This window comes from Thermobaculum sp. T2p (assembly GCF_059335935.1).
Genome location: NZ_JANZYQ010000027.1, coordinates 140,470 through 156,977 on the forward strand (window position 1 = coordinate 140,470; position 16,508 = coordinate 156,977).

Annotated in this window: 13 protein-coding genes and 2 tRNA genes; 9 read left to right on the forward strand and 6 right to left on the reverse strand. The window is 46.5% G+C overall.

Annotated features, from left to right (window positions below; translation table 11 throughout):
* Positions 1–36: 36 nt before the first annotated feature.
* Positions 37–1,590, reverse strand: a complete 1,554-nt coding sequence (locus N2245_RS13030) for a 2Fe-2S iron-sulfur cluster-binding protein (protein ID WP_494537160.1) — start codon at positions 1,588–1,590, stop codon at positions 37–39.
* A gap of 103 nt (positions 1,591–1,693) precedes the next feature.
* On the opposite strand from N2245_RS13030, the gene N2245_RS13035 reads away from it, so the two are divergent.
* Entirely contained in the window at positions 1,694–2,275 is a 582-nt protein-coding gene (locus tag N2245_RS13035) for a Maf family protein (protein WP_494537161.1), read from the forward strand.
* On the forward strand, positions 2,256–3,782 hold the full coding sequence (gene ftcD, locus N2245_RS13040; RefSeq protein ID WP_494537162.1) for a glutamate formimidoyltransferase: 1,527 nt from the start codon (positions 2,256–2,258) through the stop codon (positions 3,780–3,782). The genes N2245_RS13035 and ftcD overlap by 20 nt, the downstream gene beginning before the upstream one ends.
* On the opposite strand, the gene N2245_RS13045 is transcribed toward ftcD, so the two are convergent.
* The 3 genes from N2245_RS13045 to N2245_RS13055 are packed head-to-tail and all read right to left on the reverse strand — an operon-like array spanning position 3,769 to position 7,815.
* Positions 3,769–4,755: an ABC transporter ATP-binding protein gene (locus N2245_RS13045; protein ID WP_494537163.1), complete on the reverse strand. Its 987-nt coding sequence runs from the start codon at positions 4,753–4,755 to the stop codon at positions 3,769–3,771. The two genes, ftcD and N2245_RS13045, sit on opposite strands and share 14 nt — an antisense overlap.
* 43 nt (positions 4,756–4,798) lie before the next feature.
* Positions 4,799–6,655: an ATP-binding protein gene (locus tag N2245_RS13050; RefSeq protein ID WP_494537164.1), complete on the reverse strand. Its 1,857-nt coding sequence runs from the start codon at positions 6,653–6,655 to the stop codon at positions 4,799–4,801.
* Positions 6,652–7,815 (reverse strand): metallophosphoesterase family protein, encoded by a 1,164-nt coding sequence (locus N2245_RS13055; RefSeq protein ID WP_494537165.1) that lies wholly within the window; start codon positions 7,813–7,815, stop codon positions 6,652–6,654. The genes N2245_RS13050 and N2245_RS13055 overlap by 4 nt, the downstream gene beginning before the upstream one ends.
* Positions 7,816–7,942: 127 nt before the next feature.
* On the opposite strand from N2245_RS13055, the gene N2245_RS13060 reads away from it, so the two are divergent.
* From N2245_RS13060 to N2245_RS13085, 6 genes are all read left to right on the forward strand, one after another.
* Entirely contained in the window at positions 7,943–9,322 is a 1,380-nt protein-coding gene (locus N2245_RS13060; RefSeq protein WP_494537166.1) for a UDP-glucose dehydrogenase family protein, read from the forward strand.
* A 128-nt stretch (positions 9,323–9,450) separates the two neighbouring features.
* On the forward strand, positions 9,451–11,223 hold the full coding sequence (locus N2245_RS13065) for a peptide ABC transporter substrate-binding protein (RefSeq protein ID WP_494537167.1): 1,773 nt from the start codon (positions 9,451–9,453) through the stop codon (positions 11,221–11,223).
* 13 nt (positions 11,224–11,236) lie between these two features.
* A complete protein-coding gene (locus tag N2245_RS13070; protein WP_494537168.1) occupies positions 11,237–12,172 on the forward strand; it encodes an ABC transporter permease in 936 nt (311 codons plus the stop codon).
* A 10-nt stretch (positions 12,173–12,182) separates the two neighbouring features.
* Positions 12,183–13,100: an ABC transporter permease gene (locus N2245_RS13075; RefSeq protein WP_494537169.1), complete on the forward strand. Its 918-nt coding sequence runs from the start codon at positions 12,183–12,185 to the stop codon at positions 13,098–13,100.
* 81 nt (positions 13,101–13,181) lie between these two features.
* A tRNA-Gly gene (locus N2245_RS13080) sits at positions 13,182–13,252 on the forward strand.
* A gap of 11 nt (positions 13,253–13,263) precedes the next feature.
* Positions 13,264–13,339: transfer RNA gene (locus tag N2245_RS13085), tRNA-Gly, on the forward strand.
* 375 nt (positions 13,340–13,714) lie between these two features.
* Here the strand turns inward: N2245_RS13085 and N2245_RS13090 are convergent.
* The gene (locus tag N2245_RS13090) at positions 13,715–14,665 is read right to left on the reverse strand and encodes a S1C family serine protease (RefSeq protein ID WP_494537170.1); all 951 of its coding nucleotides are present in this window, start codon (positions 14,663–14,665) and stop codon (positions 13,715–13,717) included.
* A gap of 417 nt (positions 14,666–15,082) precedes the next feature.
* Entirely contained in the window at positions 15,083–15,946 is an 864-nt protein-coding gene (locus N2245_RS13095) for a DUF1028 domain-containing protein (RefSeq protein WP_494537171.1), read from the reverse strand.
* 176 nt (positions 15,947–16,122) lie between these two features.
* Here N2245_RS13095 and N2245_RS13100 point away from each other — a divergent pair, with 176 nt between their 5' ends.
* Positions 16,123–16,377 (forward strand): HU family DNA-binding protein, encoded by a 255-nt coding sequence (locus N2245_RS13100; protein WP_012874657.1) that lies wholly within the window; start codon positions 16,123–16,125, stop codon positions 16,375–16,377.
* Positions 16,378–16,508 lie beyond the last annotated feature (131 nt).

Genomic DNA, 16,508 nt, shown 5'->3' on the forward strand with positions numbered 1-16,508 from the left:
AACTCATAGCGATCAAATTCAAGTCTTTTTGAGCTTCTAGAGGGCTTTTTCCTTAGGCTTTAGCTTGTGGCTATTTTTGCTCTGTGTTGAGATATAGAGGTTAGATGCCCAGTCCCTGCTTAACATTGGATTAGGGATAGACTCGATAGTTTCCAATAGCCCTGTAGCATCCTTGTAAGCTCGGGATGAGAGCAACATCAGCCTGGCACCAAATGCCTCAGCATCGGGGAAGGATTCTATAACTGTGCCTTCTGACGCTCTTAGAATCCCTAGATCTTTCAGTCCTTTCTGAGAAGTAAATCCGAGGGATTCCCCTAATAACACTATCTTCACCAACTCGTTGCTATCTATATCTGCCCTGGTGAGCAATTTATCCTGAAGATCTGCAAGTACTCCCTTGATCCTCTGAACTTGCCGTATGTGTGCTTGGGAGAGCAGGAATGTATCTGTCTGTGTGCGAATTCGAATAGAAAGGTTCTTGTCGCTATGGATTATATCAAGGACTTCTATCTCTGGGTTCTTTCTGATTGGGGTTGTGAGATGAAGCAGTCCTTTATCATCAATTAGATTGATCTTTTTTAAGGCTATCGTGGCTTCGATTGCCTGTGCGAAGGTTGGTTTAAGTTCATCAGCTATATCGTGCTCAAAATTGAATAGATCCTTCCTGAAGAAGCCATTGTAGTCCCAGGTGAGTAGACATCTGTCCCCGACGGTGAGGAGAATCCATGGATATGGTTCTAGGGACATGAGCATGTTCGGCGCGTCTACTTGTATATCTGCTCCCATCATCGAAGCAATCGCGAGTCCACAAATGGGAGGCTTCCCACGTCCAAAGATCTTATAGTTGCCTTCCTCTTCGTCTATCCTCAGGGTTCCATCTGTTACTATGAGTGCGTCGTTTATGTCAGAGAGGCGTCTGCCCTGCTTAAGACAGGCTGCTCTTAACAAGCCCTGTAGAGACTGTCCCTTATTGATCTCCTTGACTGTAGCCGTGAAGATCTCCTCTCCAGTCTCTAGATCGTGGGCCCATACCGAGATACTTCTGTTTCTTACGACTGCCGCCACTCCTTGGCACTGCTTCTTACTTACTCCCGGCTCCGTTTTTGTTATATCACTCCCGACAGAATATAATGTTAGCTCTTTCCTGTAAGCTGTTAGGATAGTTATAGGCAGGATATGCCTGTTATCATCTGTAACATCCGAGAGCGAGGCATGTATCACTGTTTTTTGCGCACTAGGGGCAAAGTTGTATTTGTACTCTTTGCCCTGTATACACACCTTACCGGGCTTATTGGGTACTACCACTATAGAGTCCGAGTCTAGTTTTGCCTTACAAGCCAGGCGAAAACCTGCCGATAGCTCCTTGCTCTCAAAGTGTAGCCTGTCCCAACTCGTTGGTGGTGGGATATTCTCAAGAAAGCGGACTCTACATTTCCCGCAGAACCCTGCCCCACCACAGGGGGACTCTATCCCCATAGCTGCGCTATCTTCTTGCTCCGTTAGGGTATTGGCCGCATCGAGGATAAATCTCTGGGCAGCTGGTAGAAGAGTTATTCTTATTTTCTTGAGTTGCCTTTCTTCTCCACTCACACTAACGACTCTATCAACTTGGAGTTACAGTTACTAGGATTTGTACTCAAGCTTTTACAGTTTTTGCTAGTCTATCTATAGAATGCTGCATCGAAAGATCGTTTTGGCTTCTTCCTCACCACGTAGAAAAGAACTACTTTCTAGACTGGGGATTCAGTTTGAGATCTTCTCACCTGACATTCCTGAAGATGTTGCTCCGGGTGAAAGTCCCTGGAATCTAGCACGGCGGCTAGCTTATGAGAAGTGGGGAAATGTAGCATCCAAATCTGGCTTTGAAGACTACCTAGTGATCACTGCCGATACTGTTGTCGATCTCGATGGTCGCTCGCTCGGAAAGCCCATTTCTAGAGAGGAAGCTTTCGAGATGTTACAGGCTCTCCGAGCCAGGGAGCACCTAGTACATACCGCTGTTTGTGCTGGTGATAGAACGTTGCTGATTTGCAGCGTAGTAACGACTCGAGTAAAGATGCGCGACTATAGCGATGAGGAAATCGTCTCATACGTAGAAACTGGATCTCCTATGGATAAAGCTGGGGGGTATGCTGTTCAGGATGAGTTTTTCTCGCCAGTGGAGAGAATGGAGGGATCATACACCAATGTGGTTGGTTTGCCGCTAGAGGCTATGGTAAGAATGCTTGAGAGATTCAATATTAAGATGCTGGGCGGTGCTGCAGTTGTTAGGTAGATGGCTCGAGTGCGTACCCAACTTTAGCGAGGGCAGAGATAGAGCAAAGATAGAGTCCATAGCCTCGGCTGCTAGAGCATTGGGAGCTTATGTCCTAAACATACATTCAGACCCCAACCATAATCGTTCAGTTATCACTCTGACTGCTCCCGCTGATCAAATAGTTGAGGCTGTAATGTCTATGATACGAAGGGCAGTGGAGGTGTTAGATATAAGGCGCCATGTGGGGGTGCATCCCAGAATAGGGGTTGTGGATGTAGTGCCTTTTGTGCCGCTTGGGGCAGCTACTCAAGAGGATAGCGTAAAGGCGGCAATTGAGGTTGCATCTAGAGTAGGCGATGAGCTTGAAGTTCCGGTGTACTTGTACGAATGGGCCGCAAGGCATCCTGAATATAGGGCTCTACCGGATGTGAGAAGGCTATATTCTCAGGCCATACTGGCTGGGAATTTCCTAGAGCCAGATTTTGGCCCTGCCATGCCGCATCCGACAGCAGGTGCTTGTGTTGTGGGCGCCAGGGGTCCACTAATAGCCTTTAACTGTGTTCTTGGTACGCCTGATGTTTCCATAGCTAAAAGGATAGCCCTTAGAATAAGAGAATCCTCTGGGGGTATGCTGGGTGTCAGAGCCCTAGGTCTATGGCTGGAGAGCCTGGGGCTTGCTCAAGTATCAATGAATATAGTTGATCCGGTGAGGGCTCCGCTGCATCTAGTTTTTGAGAGGGTGAAGCAGCTGGCTGCTCAGGAGGGAACCTACGTGGTTAGTAGTGAGCTTGTGGGGCTAATGCCTTCTAGTGTAGCTCTTGGAGCTGCTTCGTATGCTCTTGGCTTACCAAGATTGAGCTTTAGTCAACTTGTAGAGATGTCAATACTCTCTAGGAGGTCTGAGGTGAATTTGGAAGAATTTCTAGACAGCCTTGCCAGCAGTGCACCAACACCTGGGGGAGGTGCAGCCTCAGCACTTGTAGGGGCGATAGCAGCTGCGCTCTCATCTATGGTGGCCAACCTCACCATAGGGAAGAAGAAATATATGCAATTTGAGGGGGATATGAGGAGGGTAGTAGCTTCCTGTGGGGAACTCAGGTCCTCTTTGCTACAGCTTATGCATGATGATGAAGAAGCTTATAATGCTCTAATGAATGCATTCAGATTGCCCAAAGACACTGAAGAACAGGTAGCCGTAAGGAACGCTGAGATACAGAAGTCCTTGATTGGAGCTTGTGAGGTGCCTCTGACTATAGCTCAGAAATGCGTGGAAGTGCTCGAGCTATCTGAGTATGTGGCAGGTAAAGGCAATGCCAACGCAGTTAGCGATGCTGGTGTATCCGCGTTGATGGCCGAGGCAGCAGCGAGGGGAGCACTTCTGAATGTGTACATAAATTGTAATTTGATGAGGGATAGTACTCAGGCAGATGGATACAGGAGACGAGCAGAGGAAATCGAATCCACCGCTAGGGCCAAGTCCAGCGAGGTGATGGCAATAGTGCGCTCTAGAATCAACGGGGGGTAGGATCTGCTTTGCTTGGGGCTGTTTTTTCTCTATCCTGTAGCAGTCTTACAAAGACTTCGTCAAAATTAGGCCTGTACTCTTTTATAGACCTTGCAGATATATCGCACGAGTTCAGGCAGGTAACTAGCACCTGCGCGCTGGAGCTAGCGTTGTTCACATAAAATCTCCAAGTGTTATCCGAAAGTTTTTCAACTCTTTTCAGTCCTTCAAACTGTATTACGTCTGCTAAGTCACCTTGAACAACGCCCTCTAGCTCAACATCGATAGCATCCCCACCTATAGCTGTCCTCCTGAGGTTTTCAGGAGTATCACAGGCTACTATCTGACCATTCGACATGAGTGCTACGTGGTCACAGTACTCAGCCTCAGTGACGTACTGGGTTGTGACAAAGAGAGTCTTCTTTTCACCCTTGAGTTGTCTGAATCCTTCCCAGATGTGTTCTCTAAGGATTGGATCTATGCCTGCTGTAGGTTCATCTGCGAACAGAATATCTGGATTATGTACTAACGCAGCAGCCAGCTCCAACCTACGTTGCATGCCTCCAGAAAGATTATCTGCTAACTTTTTTCGGTGAGGCCAAAGCTCCAGGAACTCTAAAGTGTTTCTTATGTATTTTCGCCTTTGTATAGGAAGTAACCCATAGAGGGATGCGGCAAACCGCATATTCTCCATGACTGATAAGTTGGGGTAAAGTACAAAGTTTTGTGGCAAGTATCCTAATCTCCTGCGACCCTTTCGCCCAAGCTTGCTAGGAGGCATGCCAAGTACTTTTATGTCCCCCTTCGTAGGGAGATAATACCCAACTAGCATCCTTATCATGGTTGTCTTGCCGGAACCGCTAGGCCCTATAAAGCCAAAGATCTCTCCCTCTAAGACTGTAAAGGACACGTTCTTGACTACTGGTGTGCCATCGAATTCCTTCCAGACGTTCTTCGCTACGATGGCTTCATCATCTTGATGCTCTTCCCACATATCGCCTCCATAAGTGTTGGGCTGGTGGTCGCTATAGCATTCTTTAGGCCAGGCTTAACTCTTCTCGACCACTTAGGTTGCTAGAGGCAACTCTGCCATCCTCCATACGTATGAAGTACTGGAATGCACCCGGATCAAAGGACTTGCTGTGAGATATTATGCATATCTGTGGAAATATCCTCGCCAGCTCTCCAATAGTTACCAGGTCTATTAGGGAGTGCGTCCTCTCTTCATCGAACGAGCTCAGGGGCTCATCCATGAACAGGAATCCTGGCGAAGCACCCCTTTCCTGCGGCAGGCTGGCGATGGCAAAGGCCAATCGTAATGCGAGGCTCATCTGGTCCTTGGTACCGCCTGAGAAAATGTTTTTTCCTACGTATCGACCGGCTTCTTCGTCCCAGACTTCTATCTTGTAATCTTCGCTTATTCTGGCATCGTGGTATCGACCAGCAGTGAGGATAGGTAGGAGCAAGTTCATGTTCCTCTCAGTATCAGGTAGTACATTGGAGATTATGCGTTTGGTTGATTCTTGCAGGATGTGCACAGCAATTTCACGTACTCTTATGTCTTCCTCAAGCCTTTCTATCTCCTTCTTGTACTCTTGAGGAGAGCGCAAGGTTTCCTCGCCGGAAGGTACTTCGCTCCTGAGCCAATTTATCCTATGGTCGAGTACTTGTATTTCCTGCTTTATCTGATCGATCTTTTGTTTCCTACTTTGTAAATCTCCACCAAGCACCATCTCAGGATTAGTTTGCAGGAACTTTATCTGTGCCTCATATTCGGCTATCTGCATATTCCTGTGATTTACTAGGTTCTGCAAGCTGTTAAGATCTTTCAGCCCAAGGTTGGCACTTATTTCACTGACCCTACGACTGAGCGCCAATAATTGAGCCTCTGAATCTTGAGAAGTCGCCTCCTTTGAGGTTAACCTTCTTAGATTGCTAACCACCAGGTAAGCTATAAAGGCTATCGAGGCTATCAGCAATAGACCTTTGATGAACCAACTTGTATTTGTGAACAATGCTACGAGGAAGATAATTACTGATAGAAATAAAGCTGCTAGGGTATTAGGTTCTAGGAATAGCCTATTGGGCCTATTAGCTGAGATGTTTCCTTCAAGCTCCTTTTTGTGAGCTAATAGCTGTTGCAACTCCATAGCCTGCCCAAGGTCGTTCTTAGCGCTGGCTATTCTGGAGTATAGTGATTTGATTTGGCTGGCGGCCATGTTTGTGAGCCCATTCCTGTAGTCCTCTTCGAGCTCCCGAAGAGATATCAGCAACTGCTCCTTCTGCGACAAGCAGTTTGCAAGTTCGTACCTAATCTTGAGCGCATCGAGCTGCTCTATCTCCCCTTTGGACACTCGAAGCCTGTCCTCGATATAAGAGAGCTTCTCCAAGTTGAGTATCTTCATGAGTGAGTCTCGCCTTTCTTTGGCATCTAGCTCCTCGAGCTTGGAGAGCTTTTTTTGTTCTACTAAGCAGGAGTTAAGTAAAGCAGAACCATCGATACCACCAAGTTCCTGTACTATACGACTGTTTGCTGCTCTAACGGAGTTTATAACCTCTTCTCTCCCAGATCCGCTCATTATTCTGAATGTAATCGTCGATCCTTTGCTTCTTTTCACGATCCTGTCTATGTACAGGGTGTTTTTGTCAGTATGCACCGATAGCTTTACTCGAAGCTGGTTTTCACCATAAGTTATGAGATCGTCCAAAGACTTCCTATTGGTCTCTGTGACTATGGGTTGACCATAAAGAGCAAAGTATATGGCTTCAAAGAGAGTGCTCTTTCCAGACTCATTTGGCCCTTCTACCAGTATTGTTCCTTGACGCGGGAAGGTTATATAGAGCGACCTAATTCTTTTGAAATTGGTGATTTGCAGTTCTCCTAGGGTAATCACTCGTTGTAAAGCTCCAGTACTATGTCTCTTGCCTTTTGGATCAAACCTGCCTGTGAGGGCTCGTTTGTGCTGCCTATCAGTTCTTCAGCTACTTCGCGAATTCTGTCGACTTGAGATATCCTCAGCCCTCTGGATATACCTACTGCAAACTCCTCTACCAAAAGCAGGCGTGTGGTATCTATCTCAAAGTGGAAATTAGCCTCTTGGCCTGTCTTTATTAGCTGTGCCAACTCAAGAGATCTATAAGTTGTCCTTGAGATATCTCCCGACAACACTAACCTCATGAGTGTGTCAGGCGAAGCCGACTCCAGGATGGTTGAGAGGAGTTTTTCATGCAGGTTAGTGTCTCCATCAGTGATGTGTATGTTGTGATTGATTCTTGGCTGGTGAGGAGTATCTACTTGCTGTATCTCTATCTTCATGCCTGAAGATATTTTGATTGCAGCAAATCCTGTAGGGTTACCCGCCTCTCCGAACGTTATCTGCTCAGTAGACCCAGGTATGACCACTTGAACTTTTCCAAGTCGGAATATTTGAAATTGATGTATATGTCCAGTAATGATAAGTCTCAGATTTTGAGATCTATTGATAGATGTATGTCTAATTACGGGATCATTTTCTAAAAATGGCGCAAGTCCTTCGACTGCAGCATGGGTTACTAATATATCTGGATCTAAACCGAGATCCAGGACAGTCTCAAGGGGGTCTGTCGAGCGACTGTTAAAGTCGGGTGTGAAGCTGATAATACTTATATCTCTTCCTTCAAAATTGACATTGAGCTGACATGGGTTGCCGCGTTCTGGCAAACTGAGCACACCAAGTGTAGCTAGCGGAGCTAGAGGGGATTTTCCACCTTGTACGCCTTGGTTGGATGGTGTATCGTGATTTCCTCCTACTGCCAGGATCTTTATGCCCTTCTGTAGGAGTCTGTTATAGCAGGAAGCTACAAAGTCCAAATCAGCGTTGGAAGGGTCAGGAGTATCGAACAGATCTCCTGCCTGCACGAATATATAGGCTTCGTGTTGGAGAGCATAATCAACTGCCGCCTCAAATGCTCTCTGCAGCCAGGATCTTCTAATCTCTAGCTTGCGGGGAGTAAGCTTGGCGTAGTGTTTGCTTAGGTGGTTATCTGAAGTAGCAACGATGAGTAGCTCGGACACATAATATTGTAAAGTTGTGATTGATGATCACGCAATGTAAATTATAGTTTGCATGAATTTCTTATCAGGTTGCTATACTGCCTTGAAAATCCGGAATAAAACTAAAAACCTTACGAGGTAGGGAATTGTGCACGAGATAGCAATATTGGGTACTGGCTATGTAGGCCTTGTAACTGGTGCGTGCTTCGCAGAGCTTGGTAATTCGGTGGTTTGTATAGACATAGATGTAGAGCGTATTGATGGACTACAAAGAGGAGAGATTCCTTTCTACGAGCCTGGACTTGAGGAGCTCGTGCATCGCAATGTTGCCAGCGAGAGGTTGTTCTTTACTACTGATTATGGTGAAGGGCTGATAAACAAGGATATTATCTTTCTATGTCTACCTACTCCTCCCAGCTCTAATGGGGCCGCTGATGTGACTATACTACGGGCTGCTGTAGCCAGGATCGCTGAGATAATACAGTCTCCGGATGTGCTGGTAGTGAACAAAAGTACAGCTCCAGTTGGTACCTGCCAGAGCTTGCAGAGGCTGATATCAACTGTTAACCCTGGACTAGCAGGTGTTCAAGTATTATCTAATCCTGAGTTCCTACGTGAGGGATCAGCGATCTCGGATTTCATGAGCCCAGATCGCATAGTGATAGGCGCGGAAGATAGGTCTGCCGCTGAGCGCTTAAAGCAGGTGTATGAGCCAATCGATGCCCCAGTGTTGATAACTGATACCAAGAGTGCTGAGATGATCAAATATGCTTCGAACGCCTTTCTGGCTACCAAGATAAGCTTTATCAACGAGATAGCAGATATCTGCGAGAAGGTTGGTGCTGACGTCTCGGTAGTCGCTGAAGGTATGGGATTGGATAAAAGGATAGGGAAAGCTTTCCTCCGTCCTGGTGTGGGCTACGGTGGATCTTGTTTCCCCAAGGATGTCATGGCATTGGCACATCTTGGGGCAATACATGGAGCAGACCCCAAGCTCCTGAAGGCCGTGATGGATGTCAACACCCACCAGTTTCGTAGAGTCCTATTCAAGCTAAGGGAGCAGCTAGGGCACATCGAGGGGAGAACTATTGGCGTGTGGGGTATATCGTATAAGCCTAATACAGATGATATCCGCGAGTCACCGTCCGTAGAGATTATGAGACTGCTCGAACAGGAGGGCGCAGAGATAAAGGCTTACGATCCGGTGGCCATGCCTAAGGCCTCAAGAAGACTGCCTAACGTCAGGATGTGCAGGAATGTATATGAGGTGGCTGAGGGTGCGGATGCGGTGCTACTCCTTACTGAATGGACAGAGTTCAAATCCATTGACCTCAAGAGAGTAGCTTCTATTATGCACACGCCAATCATTATCGATGGCAGGAACGTTTTGGATCCGTTGAAGGCTCAGGAGGCAGGGTTACATTATGTAGGTGTGGGTAGAGGTAAAGTTAGGAAATACGGAGGATCAGAGCTTGATGCGCTGATTCATCCCAACGGGGAATGGTCTGCGCTCTCTAGTGAGGATTAGTTACTTCTATACTTGCAGCTAAGCAGGTAATCTCTAGCCTTTTGATGATGGAGCCTGCGAGGATTATACTAATCTTAGCCCGTTTTTTGGCAATGGTAACCTTATTATCCCTCTCAGGAGAGTAAGACATGGACAGACGAAAGTTCCTGAGGCTAAGTCTGAAGACCAGTGCTCTGCTTGCATTGGCTGCTTGTGGCAAATCTTCAACTGCTACACCAACCCCTGGGTTATCTGTTACAGGTCCGACCCCTACCCCGAGTGCATCTCAAGCTCCATCATCCCCTAGCCCATCTCCAACCGCTGCACCGAGTGCATCCCCAACCGCGCCTGCTGTCAGCACCCCAATTGTAACTCAGGTACCGAGTGCAGCTACTCCTTCAGTTTTAGGGGTACTAAGGTGGGCTAATACAGGTATTTCTGAACCATCTAGCATAGATCCAGCTAATCCTAAGGATGCTCAGAGCATTCTTATCATCAACCTAGTGTTCTCTGGACTGGTCAAACTTAATGAGAATTTGGAGGTTGTACCAGACGCTGCGGAGAGTTGGAAAGTATCTAAGGATGGTACAGTTTATACATTTAAGCTCAGAAATGGTCTCAAGTATGCAGATGGCTCTGAGTGCACTGCTGAAGATTTCGCATATGCTATCAATCGAGCATTGACCCCTACAACTCAAAGTTTTGCTGCCCCTTTCCAGCTGCAAGATATTTTGGGTGCAAAGGATGTAGCTAGCGGTAAGGCGAAAGAGGCTAAGGGTGTTCGTGTTGTAGATAAGCAGACATTGGAAATAACTCTTGAAAGGCCTATAGCTTATTTCCTGGATCTGATGACTTTCCCCTACTCATTTGTTGCTCCCCGAAAGCTGGTTGAGAGTGGAAAGGATTGGACGAACAAAGCTTTTGGCACAGGTCCCTTCAGGATCAGAGAATGGAAACACAACCAGAGCATGACTCTTGAACCTAATCCCTACTATTGGCAGGGCAAACCACAGATAAACATACAGATGCCGTTTATCCAAAACAGCGAGACCGCCTATCAACTCTATCAAACTGGCCAGTTAGACATTACCGGTGGTGGGCAGGATGGTATCCCGGCCCAGGAGATTCCTAACGTAAAAGGCAAACCTGACTACAAGGAAGTACCCGCTCTAGCTGTGAGATATATAGGCTTCAATAATAAGCTGAAGCCATTCGACAATGTTCATGTCAGAAGAGCCTTTGCCTTCGCAACTGATCGTAATACATTAGCAGAGAAAGTACTAGGCGGTACTGTCCATGCTACTGATCGTATATTGCCTCAGGGAATTCCAGGGTCTGATTTGCCTGTGAAGGGCCTAGAATATGATCCAAATAAGGCAAAGCAGGAACTAAAGCTTGCTGGGATTAACCCTTCCTCTATTAGTGTAACGCTTGCCTACGGTCAGGAGGGCGATAATGAACGTGTTGCCGAGGCGTTGCAGAGTATGTGGCAGACCAACCTGGGTGTAAAAGTGAACCTGCAGCCCATGGAGTTAGGTACTTTCTCAAAGAATTTGGATGTTACTCGGGAGAATCCTACAAAAGGTTTGCAGTTTTACTTAAGTATTTGGGGTGCAGATTATCCAGACCCTCAAAACTTCCTGTCACAGCAATTACAGACTGAGTCACCAAACAACAATGGTCATTGGTCCAATAAGAAGTTCGATGAGCTGACAGAGAAGGCTGATGTTATGAGCGCTAGTTCTCAGTTCGAGGAAAGGCTCAGGCTTTATAATCAGGCTGAACAGATAGCTGTAAACGAAGTTGGCTGGTTACCTTTGTACAACCCACTGGTAACTGCTCTGATCAGACCATCTGTAAAGGGGCTTGTACTTACTGGTCAAGGCATAATGGCTCCTGACTGGTCTAAAGTAACTGTATAGAAGGCCGAACACAATGGGATCGTTTATAGCACGACGGTTACTTAGTGCTGTGTTCGTGCTCTTTAGCTTGACGTTTATAACCTTTATGGTAGGACATCTAGCTCCTGGTGACCCCATCCTTATATTAATGGGTCCTCATCAGGACCCAACTACATACGCCCGTCTAAGACATGAGTACGGATTAGATAAACCTTTATGGATCCAATACCTAAGTTATATATGGGGATTGCTGCACGGCGACCTTGGACTCTCCTACAGATATGAAGGTAGAAGTGTCTGGGATCTAATCAAATCGGGAGTACCCGTGTCGTTCAGGGTAGGTGGTTTAGGGTTAGTTCTGGGATTGATGATCGGGATACCCCTAGGGGTTATTGCTGCTATAAGGCATAACTCGGTTGTGGATAGGGCAATAGTATTTTTGACTTTGGGTTTTTATGCTGTGCCCTCATTCGTTCTCATCCCCATTGCTTGGGAGATAATAAGGTTTATGAATAGCGCTGGATTACCTACTTTACCGGTTGCTGGATGGGGAACCTGGCAACACTATGTCTTACCGGTCATAATATTGGCTGCTGCCAATATTGGGTATATAACTCGTCTCACACGCAACAGCATGCTCGAGGTGCTTACGCAGGATTACGTTCGTACTGCGAGGTCTAAAGGATTACCCAGACGACTGGTGATCTGGAGGCACGCCTTTAGGAACGCCATGCTGCCTTTGGTTACTGTAATAGGACCTTCTGTGGCCTTTCTCATTACTGGTGCTTTTGTGGTAGAAAACCTGCTTAATGTTCCTGGTATAGCCTTCCTCACAGTTCAGTCGATTCAGCAGAGAGATTACGCAGTTATTCAGGGAACTACTATCCTGCTTGGCGTGGCTGTAGTTATCATGAACTTGTTGACAGATATGGCTTACATGATATTGGATCCCAGAATAAGAGTGAGTTAGGAATAGGTCTATGCAGGCGCAAGAAGACTCTGCAGTCCGGCTGCTGGCAGAACCATCACATGTCAGAGACAGCTACTGGCAGAGATTTCGCCGCAATAGAATTACGTTCCTAAGTTTTATTATCTTTGTATTTATAGTGTTGGCTGCCTTGATAGGCCCTTTTATATATAGAGTTGATCCAGCTGCTACCGACTTTTTAGCTATCAATAGCGCACCTTCTATTTCTCACCCTTTGGGGACTGACAACCTAGGTCGAGATACGCTTGCCCGATTACTGCAGGGGTTGAGGGTTTCCTTGTTGGTGGTCCTTGTAGTAGAAGCAATAAATGTGCTTCTGGGAGCTACCATTGGCCTACTAGCGGGCTACCTAGGAGGTTGGATTGATAATCTGCTTTCTCGCTTAGCAGATATGCTTTTTGCTTTTCCAGGGTTGCTCTTAGCTATATTGGTTACCGCAGTTTGGGGGGATTGGGTCACCAAGCACTTTGGGAGTATTGGTAGACTGCTTCTAGTAGCCACAGCGCTTAGCCTGGTAAGCTGGCCTCTTATGGCTAGGTTTGTGCGCGGCGAAACGCTCTCTATAAGAGAGCGAGAATTTATACTAGCAGCTAGAGCTTTGGGCGTCACGGATCGGCGTATACTTCTAAATCATGTGTTGCCTAACGTTATTGGCCTAGTCATCACGGCTGCAACCTTGGATGCTGTAGGAGTGATAATTAACGAATCGGTTTTGAGTCTACTTGGACTCGGAACCCAGCCTCCAATGGCAAGCATAGGCAGGATGATAAATGACGCCGTTAAGTTCTTCTCTCAGTCCCAGTTCCAGGTTTTTGTACCTAGTGCTATGCTTGTCCTGCTGGTTGTTCTTCTCTCTTATATAGGAGATGGCATTCGTGATGTACTTGATCCCTACAGTTCCAAGCAATAGAACTTATATCGCTACCTTGATCTTGACACCAAGACTGTACTCTTTCTATACTATCGATGCAATCGAGGTGAACCTTAACAAGCGGGCATGGTGAAGAGGTATCACAGGTGCTTCCCAAGCACCAGGCACGGGTTCGATTCCCGTTGCCCGCTCCTAAGGTGATGCGGGGGTAGTTCAGTTGGTAGAACGCTTCCTTGCCAAGGAAGAGGTCGCGAGTTCGAGTCTCGTCCCTCGCTCCAATTGTAATGGGGAGGGGTTAATCCTCTCCCCTTATGACTTTAAAAGTCACGATTTGTGTGAGTGTGTATAAGCTACTAACAGCTAAAGCTATCAACAAGCAGGTTATAGCTGCATGACCAGGTGTTGCTATATACCATTCTGCAAATGTTTTGGTGGGGCCATTAGATGACAGCCAACCTAGGTCTAGCAGAAGATCTCTGAACTTTGACTTTCCTAGGTAAGAAAGCGCCATAACCAATACGAAGATTGCGCAGGATTCGAGTACTACATCTGCCCAGTTTCTACGCATATAAACTTAGCCCTAGAAAGGTATCCCACAGGTAACATTATAAACAGGACCTGTGGGATACTCTCGTTTTTGTAGTATTTTATGACTATGAATTAGATGGCCTTTCTGCTAATATTAGTTCCTTTTGAATCTTCTTGCCGTTTCTTTCTATTGTTAGGGTAATTTTGTCTCCAGGCTCGTGCTCTCTAAGTATCCGGACGAAGTCGCTTTCGTTGCTGATCTTATGATTATCTATAGCGACGATTATATCTCCTTCCTGCAGACCAGCCCTTGATGCTGGTGTACCAGGTCTAACTCCAGGGACTCCTGGCGCACAAGGGGTTATCAGTTGACCTCTTACATTAGGAAGGTTCTGGCGCACTACATCCTCAGGATAGATAAATGTCGTGCATATACCTATATAAGGGTAGGTAACTCTTCCCTTCTGTAGTATCTCTTGGACAACATCCTTGGCCGTGTTGATCGATACGGCGAAGTTTATACCTTGAACGGGGACTCCACCTTCAGTTAGCCTAGCTCCAAGTGTATTTATGCCTATGACTTCTCCTTTGAGATTAAGCAAGGGACCGCCGCTATTACCAGGGTTAACCGCAGCATCAGTCTGAATTAGTCCATATAGGTTAGTCCCAGGCTGTGTTGGGTCCGTACTTGGCTCTTCCTGAGCTCGATCCAAAGCAGAGATCACACCTACGGTGACGGTAGGATCTCCCATCAATCCCAAAGCACTACCTATAGCTACTACGGTCTCTCCTACCTGTGCCTTACTGGAATCTCCTAACTTCGCAGGCTGCAACTTATTGTCGTTTATCTTTATTAAAGCTACATCTGTGAGGGGATCTGTACCCACGACTTTGGCCTCTCTGATACGACCGTCGTAGAGTATAGCCGTGACTCGCCGAGCACCTTCCACCACGTGATTATTCGTCACTATGTGGCCTTCTTTGTCGATGATGAAGCCCGATCCGGTACCGGAGCTACCGCGGCTGCAATTCTCGAATTCGCACGCTATTATCTCCACCACAGAAGGCTTCACCATGTGCACCACTTCCGGTATGCTTAATTCACCCTCCTGTCTGATGAACTGAGGGACATTAGTATGCTTGTTTTGGTTTGCGCTAGCGCTGCTATTAGATGACGAGTTATTTGTATGTATGGCGGTTGGGCTAGGAGAAGGGCTTTGAGGGGAAATCGCAGCAGGACTCGGGCTCGATGCACTGCTGACTTCCGTGGGAGTACTGCTTTTGTTTTGGCTGCTAGTTTCCTGCCCTATACTGCAGGCAATCAGCAATAGCGTTACTATGAAGAATAACAAATATGTCTTTTTCAGCGGGTTCCAAGAGGTAGATGATTGGTTTTTCATTATCATTACTCTACAGTCCACTCCTAATGAATCCTCTCCGATATACGGAGTCCCACAGCAGAATATAGGCCAAGAGAGCGTGTCCGATCATGTTCAACGATTACCTGCCTTCTCCGCAAGAAAGTCAAGCACGACGCGATAAATCTTGTTATCTTCCCGTAGCCTTTCTTCTAGGTTTTCTTTCATTGCGAATTTCTCAAAGGCTTTCATAATGGATTCTTTGCCTTGGTTACTATCTTCTAGGTAGCCGAGAGAAGATAATGCACTAGATATTTCACTGAGGATATTATCATCTATCTCTAGTAGCTCTTCATTCTCCCTTGGGAAGTACAATTTGTGTAGTCTCAACAGCCTTGCTAATTCATCTATAGGTGATGAGTGGTCATCAACTCGGAGATCTATGTATACGTCGTTAAAGCCACCATAACCCCCTCTATCTTTGACCACCAACAAGGCTGCTGATTGTTGCCCTCTACTATCACCACCAGCTTTCTGGCCAGCCTGCAGGGCAGCTATTAATCTGTCTGCTAACTCCCCCTCGGACTCGTTGAACGTCTGTTCCATGGCTATGACTGTGTCTTCGCTGACTAGTATGTTGCCCTGACAAGCATAGTATGGACCACTTCTACCCCCTGCCCATGGAAAGCACTCGGAGCCTGTGAAAGTTGCGGATCTTCCTTGGAAATCCACTATTCCTACCTGGCGAAATTCCCTATCTGGATCCTCATCTAGTAACCTGTCCAACACCTCTTGAGGGGAAAGACCTTGCTCAAGTAGATCTAGTCCTTTGGGACCATAAGAAGTGTTTGCCCATGACTGTGTGGCTATAGCGCCTACATTGGCTCTAGCCCAGGGTACTACTGCACCCACAGCTAGGAATTTACTTTGGGTGGCTACGCCCAATTCTCCAGTAACTGGATCTAACGCGACTATGGAGAACGTAGAAGGCTTTATCATTAGGCATGCTCCTAATAAAACTTTATTTATTGTGGCAGGCATCTTGCCGCTAAGAATCAAAATTCGTGTAGCATATGATCTATACGCTATGTGAGTATAGCTGAAGTATATGTTATAATCGCGGCCAACTCACATATATTGTGAGCAGGAGAGAAAAGTTTTCGGGAGGGACTAACATGCCTGGAAAGACAGAATTAATAAATCAGGTGGCAGAACGTACTGGTATGACTAAGTCACAAGTACAGAAGGTGTTCGAAGAGATGTTGAGTGAGATTAGATCCTCTCTTGAGAAAGGGGAGGACGTGATCATAAGGGGCTTTGGAACCTTCAAGGTTACTGAAAGGTCACCCAGAAAGGGTAGAAATCCTCGAACTGGTGAAGAGATAGAGATACCTGGAGGGAAGAGGGTTACCTTCAGGATGAGCAAATAGCTTACATTATGGGATTGTTGATAACTGATATATCAGTTATCAACAATCCTCTTCTTTCTGTTTTGCGCGGTGTGACTGTACCCATTTAGCAGCCAAGTCCGGTCTAACTTGTTGTGTTCTCTTAAGAGCTT